Origin of the sequence: Acinetobacter sp. 148 (genome assembly GCF_031196675.1) — a bacterium.
In the GTDB taxonomy this organism is placed as follows: domain Bacteria; phylum Pseudomonadota; class Gammaproteobacteria; order Pseudomonadales; family Moraxellaceae; genus Acinetobacter; species Acinetobacter baumannii.
This window is the reverse complement of sequence record NZ_JAVIMT010000090.1, coordinates 88,865-99,411: the sequence shown is the minus strand read 5'-3', so window position 1 is coordinate 99,411 and position 10,547 is coordinate 88,865. Positions and strand designations below refer to the sequence as shown.

The window sequence follows — 10,547 nt, the reverse complement described above, 5'->3', positions numbered from 1 at the left end:
TTTAAAATCTCACTAAATCTTTTTTTAATACAATTGATTGCGTTCAGGACCTTTGAACTTAAACTAATAGGTCCAGTTCACGCTAAACCCAGTCGTGTAATCATCCGTCTCGAAGTGATCTGGCTTTTTCAACGGTGCTCCGACAAAAGCGTCATAATTCAAATGTAGCGGTGCAATTTGTCCACGCAATCCAATAACTGCACCTAACAAACTGGTACCTGGTAAAGGGTTTGGATAATGCGCGGTTTTTCCCCCCACCTCTCCATAATCAATACCTGCATACCACGAATGTGGTTTATTCATGATTGAGCCACTCAGTTCATTGCGAACTAAAAAACCATTATCTGCCAATAAAGTTTGTTCACCGTCAAAACCCCTTACGGTATAACGGTTTCCAATCGAGAATCGGTCTTGCGGTGTCAAAGGCTTATTACTGTGTTGGGTACGCCATTCTGCAAGATATTGAAGGTTCTGTTGCCCCACTTTAAAAGGAACTTGTAAACTGGCATTGGCCTGCAAAATGCCTACATGTGTATAAGCCTCACCAAAGCTTTCTTCTGGTGCTCTCATTGCATTAAGCCAGCCTGTACCACGCTTATAAGTCACATTACCGCTTAATGTTGCATTAGAAAAATATTCAGTATGATCAAGAGTTGCTTTCCAGCCTGCAGTTTTACGGCGCTGTACCTCAACTTCTACATCATTAATATAATTTTGTGATTCACGGTACCACCCACCAAAACCTACAGCAGTTTTACGGTGTGCATCTCGATAAATAATTCGAGATAAGTCTGCATTAATGAGTTCGCTTTTACCGCTATATTGATAAGTTTCACTACTTCCAGCAACTGTTTGCAGATAGTTAGAACGACTATAACTGGTTGAAAACAACCAATAATCAAATGGAATGGTATAACTTGCATAAAAGCCATCTGTACCATGTTTACCAGAACCATTGCTACCTAAATCATGGTTATAACTGATATAAAATAAATCATTTAAAGTTAACACATGGTCAAGTGACAAGGTCGCTGTACCTTGGTATTTTCCAGTAGCATCAGAACCTGAATCATCAATCCCCACATGTAAGCGATAAGGTTTAGCTTGTTGCCATGCAAGAATCACATCACTATAACCCGGTTCATTTTTTTGTTCTGCTGGCTGAATTTTAAAATCAGCCTCAACCGTAGGTACACGTTTAAAGTTTTCTAAGCCTTGCTCCATATCACGAATATTTAAAAGCGCTCCCGACTTCATCGGTAAAGCATTCCATAAATGTGCTCGTTTAGAGGTACCATCGGCAAACTTAATCTGATCAACTCGGCCAGGAATAACACGAACCCGAACTGTGCCAGATGCAATATTTTGCTGAGGTAGTAGCACTCGTGTTGTGACATAACCATCTGCAATAATTTTATTTTGGACAAGATCAAGTGCCTGATTAAGACCATTTACACCTAAACAACGTCCAATAATATTGTTCTTACCAGTTGTAACCACATTAAAGCTAGAAATGAATTGATGAGCTAAATCACCTTCTAAAAGTATTTTTTTAATTTCAAAGCAAGGTGTTTCACTATTAGAGTGTAAATATTGTAATTGCTGAGCTGAAATTTTATTTTGTTCTTGCCCTAAATTCACACTTACGTTCGGCTGAATCTGTTTTTCTAATGCAGTATCTCGCTGCTGTTGCCGAATGGTCTGATCAGCCTGAATTCTCTGTCGAATTGGATCATCCGAGTCAGCCGCATAACTTACGCCCCCCATGAGTGATAAACAGATGAATAAGACATTTTTATTAAATTTGTTATAGTTCACCATATAAAATCAAACCGTGATTAATATCAACTTAATTTTATTTTAACAAAACCTTAACAAAGTGGAAGTATTTTTTATACAGATTTGTCTGTATGTAAAATAATTTTTATTAACAAACTTTTAGAAGCACTCAACCGAGAAACAAATTTATATATAAAATCAATAAGGTATAAAAAAGCTCCACAAAAGGAGCTTTTTTTAGAATCTTGGCAGAGGATCAAGGACTCGAACCTTGACGAACGGTTTTGGAGACCGTCATGCTACCATTACACCAATCCTCTATAGACAATTCAGATTTAATCATAAAAAAAGCAAGATCATCGTCTTGCTTCTTTCTATGGTGGGGGCGAAGAGACTCGAACTCTTACACCTTGCGGCGCTGGAACCTAAATCCAGTGCGTCTACCAATTTCGCCACGCCCCCATCTGGGACATTTATTTAAAATAAATGTGGCAGAGGATCAAGGACTCGAACCTTGACGAACGGTTTTGGAGACCGTCATGCTACCATTACACCAATCCTCTTCCGAGATCTAGATGTCTTAACATCTATATCAAACTTTAAGACTTAACTTAAAGTGGTGGGGGCGAAGAGACTCGAACTCTTACACCTTGCGGCGCTGGAACCTAAATCCAGTGCGTCTACCAATTTCGCCACGCCCCCGATGGCTGTGTATATTAGCGATAAGATCTAACAGTGACAAGTGTTTTTTTTTCAAAAAAAACTGACCGAGTAATTTGTATACAGTTACTAGATCAATGATTTTTATCAGGTTGGGAGCGCTTTTAAGCAATTTATCGCTTCATGTACATTTGAAAACCGGTTTTGCTGCTGTTTTTGTAACAAGCCTGAAAGTAGTGGCAAGAAAATTTGGAACGAACTTGGTAATTCCACATTTAATTTTTGACAGTGCAATACCGCCCACTCATGGTAACTATTTGCTTGTAAACGAGTTTGCGTTAACCATTCATACAATACGATTCCCAATGCATATAAATCACTTTGAACGGTTTTATTGGCACCATGAAATAGCTCTGGCGCCATATACCGTGGTGTAGCATCATTTATTGGATCAGGACTTGAAATAAGCCGTGTTTTTTCAAAATCAATTAAATAAAGCTCTTGCTTAAACTTTCGAAAATGTTCTTTTTTAATATCACCATGAATCCATCCCAACTCATGAAGCTCTGCCAACTTAACAAGTGCCAGATAGATTTTCTCATCTATATTTTTTAAATTTTGCTTTTGATCTAAATCATCAAACCAACAATCTGTATCCGGTAAAACTAATACACTTCCTTGAAATTGTGGTTGTTGAGAAACAGTACTGCCCTCGATAATTTTAAATGGCAAAAGCCAATTCGCTTTTTTATATGTAATATCTTCATAAAATTGCAATTCATGCAAAAAATCTTGCTCACTTTGAGCATGTACATTTGGCAAATGAAATTTTAACCAGTAGGAATCAGCATCTATAGTACATGTCCATAGATGCCGTCCTAAAGCTTCACTTCTAGGCTTTGTCGCACATTTTAGGTTTTCTATATGAGAAGCAAAATCATGCTTCAGCATAATAAGACTCTGGCTGTTGTTTCTTTTCTTCAAAACGTAAAACTTCTAAACAGTGCTGAATCGTTTTACCAATACGCGCGTGCGTTTCAATAGAAGAGATTTTCGGCCAAGTCGCGCGCTCGCCTTCTCGCTGTAAACGTTTAAACAAATGTGGGCGTGGGTTTTGTAGCGTATAGGCATAATGTTTTAAGCTATATTTAGCAATAATATTAACATCACCATAATAGCGCTGCCCTACTACGCCGTATCCATGATCGAGTAGTCTTCTTACGGGTGAAATTGCGCCTAATCTTTGACGTGTAAAGTCCATCAGCCCCATTGAGAGTACTTTACCTTGGCGTCTTAAAATTCGTTCAGGCCAACTTAAAACGTCTTTACGGAAACGGCGCGCATCATCTTGCATAAACGGTACAACATGCGGATTCACTTGACTGGCTATGGTGTAGTTTAAGTTATAAAGTCTTGCCATTCTTTCTTGTGGGAAATCGCTACGTACACTACCGTCTACCCATTTAGTATTTGCCATATATGGAGTATGTTCACCATCATAACGCTTACTGGTTAAACGCACAGGTGGAAATAAAACTGGCACAGCACAAGAAGCCAATACCGCACTCCAAACCAAAACATTTGGAGTCATAATCGCATTCATAATTCGAGGGTTTTCAGTTGCATCGTACGGTGCAACAGCAACATTAATATTCAAACCTGATTTTTTGAATGCTTCTTCAAAAGTAAGGTCGCCTAAATTTTCAATTAAGAATTTTTTTAAATAGTGGACATCTGCAATACCACCATTCCCTTTTATGAGTTCACGAAGTTTTCTAAAGTGAAAAGCATCACTAAAAAATTGCTCACCATTTAGCAAGTTTTGGATATCTTCACTGGCAGAAATTCCCAACATACCCGTCATAATGGCACCCGCACTTGAACCAGACAGGACTTTAGGCATTAAATCTTGTTCAATTAAAGCCTTACATACACCGGTATGAAAAAGACCTAAGGTTGCTCCCCCCGAGAACATAAGAGCAGGCTGTCCATATGCTTTTTCACAGTTTTCAAAAAATTCGATTTTTTCTTTTCTTTGGAATGTAATACATTCACTAGATGCAATGTAAGCCAAGCTTTGACTGACTTCTTCAATATAATCTTCAATTAATTTTTTTGTGCCTACATGTGTGGCAGCAAACAACATAGGGTGGCCAATATTTGCAATATCGTAGGTCAACCCTTCTTTTAAAAGATAAATCAAATCTAAAGTGCGATGTTGCTGACGATATCTTTTCAGTAAAGTGTAACGATAAGAAATGAGCTCGGCATCGAAGTAAGGCGAACTATTATCAAACTTCCACTCTTGTGCCCCAGTTTCTTCATCCAGTTTTAATGCAAAAGACTTCCACTCTTCATAAGATTCAGCCATGTCTAACTGACGTTGTAATTTTTTGATACGGTAAGCCTGATGCGGATTCATATCACTTCGTATTTTTTCAAACATATTTCGTCCTCATCTTCACAGATGATTTTACTGAATAGACATGACAACACTATGCGCGGTCTGAACATTTCAATCAATTGCAAAACCGATAAACTGCATGAGTCGTATCTTTTTTGTCAGCTTGCAAATTTCGGTGTTAGTATCCTAGTAAATTACTGTTTAACATGATTGATTAACCATGGCTACCATTGATTTACCCGACAATTTAGTTCAAACCTTATCACTTGTATTAAATCAGTTACAGCAGGTCTTACCTGAACCGAAACAAGAGACCGATTTTACTGCCCCTGCTTTTAGATGGGAAAACCAGCAGCTTAAAGCCATTTATACACCTAAAAATATTTACCTTGATGACTTAAAAGGCATCGAAAGACAAAAAGAAAAGATCATTCAAAATACTTTGCAGTTTTTAAATGGCTTACCAGCAAATGATGTACTTTTAACGGGTTCACGTGGTACGGGTAAATCCTCTATTGTTCGTGCTTTACTCACGGAGTATGCACCTCAAGGATTACGTTTGATTGAAATTGAACGTGATGATTTAGCAGACTTACCGAAAATTCAAAAAATTATTCAAAACCGACCTGAAAAATACATCGTCTATTGTGATGATCTAGCATTTAATGCTGAAGATGAAAATTACCGTAGTTTAAAAAGCGTATTAGATGGTTCCTTACAGTCGGGTTCAACAAATTTTATTATTTATGCGACCAGTAACCGTCGTCACTTGTTACCTGAGTTCATGCATGAAAACACCCCTGTAACCAAAGTAGATGTGCCTCAATATACTGAGCTTCATCCGCAAGAAGCGATTGAAGAAAAGATCTCTTTGTCTGACCGTTTTGGTTTGTGGTTATCTTTTTATCCAATGGATCAAAACTTATATTTAGAAATCGTAGAGCATTATCTAGATAAAGCAAACATGCCTTTTAATGATGAAGTTCGTGCTGAAAGCTTGCGTTGGTGCCAAATGCGGGGTCAGCGCTCTGGTCGAGCTGCTTATCAATTTTCTAAGCATTGGATTGGTTTAAACGCCTTAAAAGATTTGTCTAACAATTAAATAAAATGTCCCGCAAAGCCTTAGCTTTGGCCTATAAACCGCTTAGCTTTGGCAGTTGTTTTTCATAACCTAAAACAAAGATAGCCCTTCTTTAGGTTTATATATGAAAAAACAATTGCCAAAAATTTCTACAACAAGTAAAGCGCTTGCTAAAAGTTTATTACTTGCACAAGGCGTTTTAGACCAAGCAAAAAAATATTCAACTCTTCCTTTTACTCAAACTCATATCATCCGTCCACGAATTGACGAAAAATATTATAGCTGGACACACTACGGTATCTTTTTCCCACTTTTACCAGAGCCGCATCGTTACTTAAATATTATGATTTTAATCGGTACTCCAGGTGCACTTGCTTTTGATCATGATGACATCATCACTGGTAACCCGAGAAAAACCGCTACTTTCTTTTCAAGCACAGCTGCTCTGGAACAAGCTTTACTGAAGGCCTATATCATTCCTGAAGATGCAAAAAATTAATAAAGATGGGACCTTAATAGAACTAGGTCAGGAAATTTTAATTCAAGGAAAATTTCCACACATCCATATTAATGGACATTATGAGGGGTTTAATTTCGACTTTGATATCGATATCACTTCACATGTTTCATGGTTTATAAAAACACCAATCTATGATCATTTTAGTTTATTGGCAAAGTTTAAAGGTTTTTTAAACTATCAAGCAAAACGCATTGAAAGCGAAGGACTCTGCACTTACGAATATGCACGAGCAGTGGGTCCTCACTCCATTACAAATAAACTTATTCCTGATGCATATAAACTGCCACTTGATTTTTTTACTTATCAAATTATCAATTTAAACGAGGCCACTCAACTTCTTCTTACCAAAGCCGATATTGCAGGACAAACAGCTGCATACACCCTGCATATTAGACATCTGGACCAGCCAGCTGAAATTTACACAGATGTAAGCTTTGATATTATTTCGCATCAAGTTGATGACTTCGTTTCACCTAGTGGGCAAAAAATGCGACTTCCAAAATATTTTTCATGGATCGCTCGAAATGATGCAAAGCAAATTATCTTAAACATTCAGGCAGAAATTGACTGCCCATTCCGCTATGGTCATGGGCGAGGTTATGCAAGTAGCTATATATTTACTGGTCATTATTTTGGCAATGAAGTTCAAGGCCGTGGATACATCGAATATATTGATATCGAAAATCCACAAGCCTTTGAAGATGAATAATCTTACTCAGGAATAGTAAGTTCAGTCATTGGCCATCTTGGTGTGGTCGTTACAGCTAAACCATCATGCTGACCTGCTTTTAAACGCTGATAACCTGCAAATGCAATCATTGCACCATTATCAGTACATAAAGCAGGTTCTGCATAGTAAACCTGAGCTTTAATTCTCGCCAATGAAGTTTCCAATTGTTCACGTAATCGTAAATTTGCACTTACCCCACCAGCAATTACTAAACGTTTAAGACCAGTTTGCTTTAAAGCTTTTACAGATTTTTTTACTAAGGTATCTACAATGGCTTCTTGGAATGAAGCAGCAATATCAGCATCACGGTTTTCGCCGTTCAATTTTTTCAACTGAACAGAAACTGCCGTCTTTAAACCACTAAAAGAAAAGTCTAAGCCCTGATGAAGCATTGGGCGTGGAAATTCAAATGCTAAAGGATCACCAGATAACGCCAATTTTGCAATATTTGGTCCACCTGGATACGGCAGATTCATCATTTTTGCGACTTTGTCGAAAGCTTCACCCGCCGCATCATCAATTGACTCACCTAATAGCTCATATTGACCAATACCATGAGCTGCCATCAATTGTGTATGACCACCTGAAACAAGCAATGCAACAAATGGAAACTCAGGCGGTTGGCTTGAAAGCAAAGGAGCTAACATATGGCCTTCCATGTGGTGAACACCAATTGCCGGTTTATTAAGTGAAAATGCTAAAGTTCTTCCAAACAAGGCTCCAGTCATTAACGCTCCCATTAAACCCGGGCCACGTGTATATGCGACTGCATCAATTTCCTGTTTCTTAACACCACTTTGTTCAAGCAGCTGATTCATTAAAGGAATAAGCTTACGAACATGGTCACGAGAAGCTAACTCTGGAACCACACCACCATATTCGGCATGAAGTTTTATCTGGCTATAAAGAACCTGTCCCCGTAAGCCGAGTTCGCTATCATAAAGTGCCAACCCTGTTTCATCACAAGAAGTTTCCAAGCCTAAAACAATCATCAAAACTGCCTTTTATATGAGTCAAAATATTGCAATCGCTATTATAGACTTGTGATATGAGTTGTAAATGAGTAAAATACTGACCTTCACTTGTGATCTGGCGCAATGGTGTGCCTGATCTTATCCATAATCTAGAGGATTTTACATGCCACAAGTTAAGTTGAAAGAAGGCGAACCAGTTGACGTAGCTATCCGTCGTTTCAAACGTTCATGCGAAAAAGCTGGTGTTTTAGCTGACGTTCGTAAACGCGAATTCTACGAAAAACCAACTCAAGAACGTAAGCGCAAAAAAGCTGCTGCAGTTAAACGCTACCAAAAGAAATTGGCTCGCGAATCTGTACGTACTACTCGCCTTTACTAATTAATTTGTGATTGACTGCTAACATTATGACTACTTTAAAAAACCAAATTACTGATGCATTAAAAACTTCTATGCGTGCCAAAGATATGGCAACAGTGACGGTTTTGCGTAGTCTACAAGCAGCAATTAAGCAAATCGAAGTCGATGAGCGCATAGAGCTTGACGACGCTCAGGTTCTTGCGGTCATTGAAAAGCAAATTAAACAACGTAAAGAATCGATCAAAGCCTTCGAAGGTGCTGGTCGTGATGATTTAGCTAGTAAAGAACAAGCCGAAGCTGAGGTTTTATCTCAGTTTCTACCAGAAGCTATGACTGAGGAAGAGCTTGATTCTCTCATTGAGCAAACGATTGCTGCTCAAGAAGCAACTAGCATGAAAGATATGGGTAAGGTGATGAATTCTCTACGTCCGATCATAGCCGGGCGTGCCGATCCTGCTCAAGTTTCAGCAAAAATTAAAGCTAAATTAGCTTAATCCCCTCTCTTCTTATATATCCTTAAATTAAACTTTCTCGTAAGTTTAAGTATATTTATGCCTGTGAAAATTCCAAAGTCATCCTAGACCTTAAATTTTCATTCGTCGCTCATCTTGCATTTGCTTTAATCGACTATCTATTCTGGCTGACATGGCCTGATTACCTTTTGCAAGACGTTGTGCATGCAACATCGATTTAATTGCATCCTCTTCACTACCAGACCAGTACTGTGCTTCAGCACGATAGCGCAATACATTCACAGCTCTTAATGGTGAATTTTTATCTAAATTGGCGGCTTGTTGTAATAATTGCCAACCTTGAATATCTCGGGCATTTTTATTAATAAAACGCTGCACCAAAGTTTGCACTTGAGCATACTTACCTTGACGTAATAAAACCTCAGCCAATTTGTAGCTAAAAGCTTTATTTTCAGGCATTGTCATTTGCAAGGGAGCAATCGAATTATAAGCCTGATCAAGTTTATTCTGGCCTAAATAAATATCTGTTTGAATTAAGGCAACTAATGGCTTACCGCTTGATTTCGCCTGCTCCAACGTTGCTTGGGCTTGAGTATAATCCCCTTGTTTAAGGTAGAAAGCTGACAAAGCCAATAAGCCTGCCAGATTTTTTTGCGATGCCAGACTTTGCAACTGATTTTCAGTAGCTTCTCCAGCAACCACCATGGTATACCATTTTAAAATTTCAAAATCGACATCATATATTCGACTTTTAACTTTAGGCATCTGGTTTGCTCTCAAGCGAGCCTCACTCATACGTTCAGATGTAAGTGGGTGAGTCAGCCAAAAATCTGGTAAAAAACTTACACGGCTCGTCGCTCTATGCATCGTTTCAAAATAATCCGCCATGCTTTGCGGGTTATAACCAGCGGCATACATATATTGCATACCAATTCGATCCGCTTCACGCTCTTGATTACGACTATAAGTGAGCTGTTTATCAAGAAGTGCTGCTTGCGTACCCAACATAACAGCGGCACCAGCGTCTCCACCAGCCTGAGCAGCTAAAGCCACCCCTGCCAACAAACCAGCCAAGCTTAAAAGGGTTTGTCCTTTAAAAGCTTCTTCCGAACGACTAAAGTGCCTTTGCGAAACGTGAGCAATTTCATGGGCCATTACCCCCGCAATTTCATCAATATTTCGTGCTGATGAGATAAGGCCAGTATTTAATGCAAATAACCCACCTGGAACAGCAAATGCGTTAATTTGAGGGTCTTTAATTACAACCAGGGCGATCGGCTGCCCCAGCTGAGTTTCACTTAAAATATTAGAGAAAACTTGAAAAAACTGATCTTCTAGCCATACATCCTGTATAACCGGCATTTGCTTATGAACTTCACGAAAAACTTTTTCGCCAATAAATTTTTCTTTTTGTTGGTCGAGCAGCCCTATTCCACTTCCAATATTTGGAATTTCAACCTGTCCAGAAGCTGGCTTGGGGTCAAAAGGATTAGCGTAAGAGGCATTTGTTATCAAAGCCAAACTTAAAATAACTGGCAAAAATTTCAAAAGTTCTTCTCTTATTAAAA

The 10,547-nt window shown here is 38.5% G+C and carries 8 protein-coding genes, 4 tRNA genes and 1 pseudogene; 4 read left to right on the top strand and 9 right to left on the bottom strand.

The genetic code is table 11. The features are described from left to right. Positions 1-63 precede the first annotated feature (63 nt). From RFX69_RS18110 to RFX69_RS18080, 7 genes are all read right to left on the bottom strand, one after another. Positions 64-1,821 carry a ShlB/FhaC/HecB family hemolysin secretion/activation protein gene (locus tag RFX69_RS18110; RefSeq protein ID WP_271055771.1) on the bottom strand — a complete coding sequence of 586 codons (1,758 nt, stop codon included), beginning with the start codon at positions 1,819-1,821 and terminating at the stop codon, positions 64-66. 204 nt (positions 1,822-2,025) lie between these two features. Then, a tRNA-Trp gene (locus RFX69_RS18105) sits at positions 2,026-2,099 on the bottom strand. A gap of 57 nt (positions 2,100-2,156) precedes the next feature. Next, a tRNA-Leu gene (locus tag RFX69_RS18100) sits at positions 2,157-2,241 on the bottom strand. Between the two features lie 27 nt (positions 2,242-2,268). After that, positions 2,269-2,342, bottom strand: a tRNA-Trp gene (locus tag RFX69_RS18095). Positions 2,343-2,396: 54 nt separating this feature from the next. Beyond that, a tRNA-Leu gene (locus RFX69_RS18090) sits at positions 2,397-2,481 on the bottom strand. A gap of 105 nt (positions 2,482-2,586) precedes the next feature. Then, positions 2,587-3,390 (bottom strand): serine/threonine-protein kinase, encoded by an 804-nt coding sequence (locus RFX69_RS18085; protein WP_271055772.1) that lies wholly within the window; start codon positions 3,388-3,390, stop codon positions 2,587-2,589. After that, the gene (locus RFX69_RS18080) at positions 3,377-4,885 is read right to left on the bottom strand and encodes a DUF3336 domain-containing protein (protein ID WP_000461855.1); all 1,509 of its coding nucleotides are present in this window, start codon (positions 4,883-4,885) and stop codon (positions 3,377-3,379) included. The genes RFX69_RS18085 and RFX69_RS18080 overlap by 14 nt, the downstream gene beginning before the upstream one ends. A gap of 178 nt (positions 4,886-5,063) precedes the next feature. Between RFX69_RS18080 and RFX69_RS18075 the strand changes: the two genes are divergently transcribed. After that, complete coding sequence (locus RFX69_RS18075; protein WP_000190819.1) at positions 5,064-5,945, top strand: ATP-binding protein; 882 nt, start codon at positions 5,064-5,066, stop codon at positions 5,943-5,945. Positions 5,946-6,048: 103 nt separating this feature from the next. Continuing rightward, positions 6,049-7,153, top strand: a pseudogene (locus RFX69_RS18070) (DUF6670 family protein). Positions 7,154-7,155: 2 nt separating this feature from the next. Here the strand turns inward: RFX69_RS18070 and tsaD are convergent. Then, positions 7,156-8,166, bottom strand: coding sequence for a tRNA (adenosine(37)-N6)-threonylcarbamoyltransferase complex transferase subunit TsaD (gene tsaD / locus RFX69_RS18065; RefSeq protein ID WP_000636264.1), 1,011 nt, complete (start codon positions 8,164-8,166; stop codon positions 7,156-7,158). A 145-nt stretch (positions 8,167-8,311) separates the two neighbouring features. On the opposite strand from tsaD, the gene rpsU reads away from it, so the two are divergent. Together rpsU and RFX69_RS18055 are read left to right on the top strand one after the other, a co-directional pair. Then, entirely contained in the window at positions 8,312-8,527 is a 216-nt protein-coding gene (gene rpsU / locus RFX69_RS18060; RefSeq protein WP_001136722.1) for a 30S ribosomal protein S21, read from the top strand. Positions 8,528-8,553: 26 nt separating this feature from the next. Continuing rightward, on the top strand, positions 8,554-9,000 hold the full coding sequence (locus RFX69_RS18055) for a GatB/YqeY domain-containing protein (RefSeq protein WP_000209410.1): 447 nt from the start codon (positions 8,554-8,556) through the stop codon (positions 8,998-9,000). A gap of 90 nt (positions 9,001-9,090) precedes the next feature. Here the strand turns inward: RFX69_RS18055 and RFX69_RS18050 are convergent, their stop codons facing one another. Beyond that, entirely contained in the window at positions 9,091-10,518 is a 1,428-nt protein-coding gene (locus tag RFX69_RS18050) for a M48 family metalloprotease (protein ID WP_085941241.1), read from the bottom strand. Between the last annotated feature and the right edge of the window lie 29 nt (positions 10,519-10,547).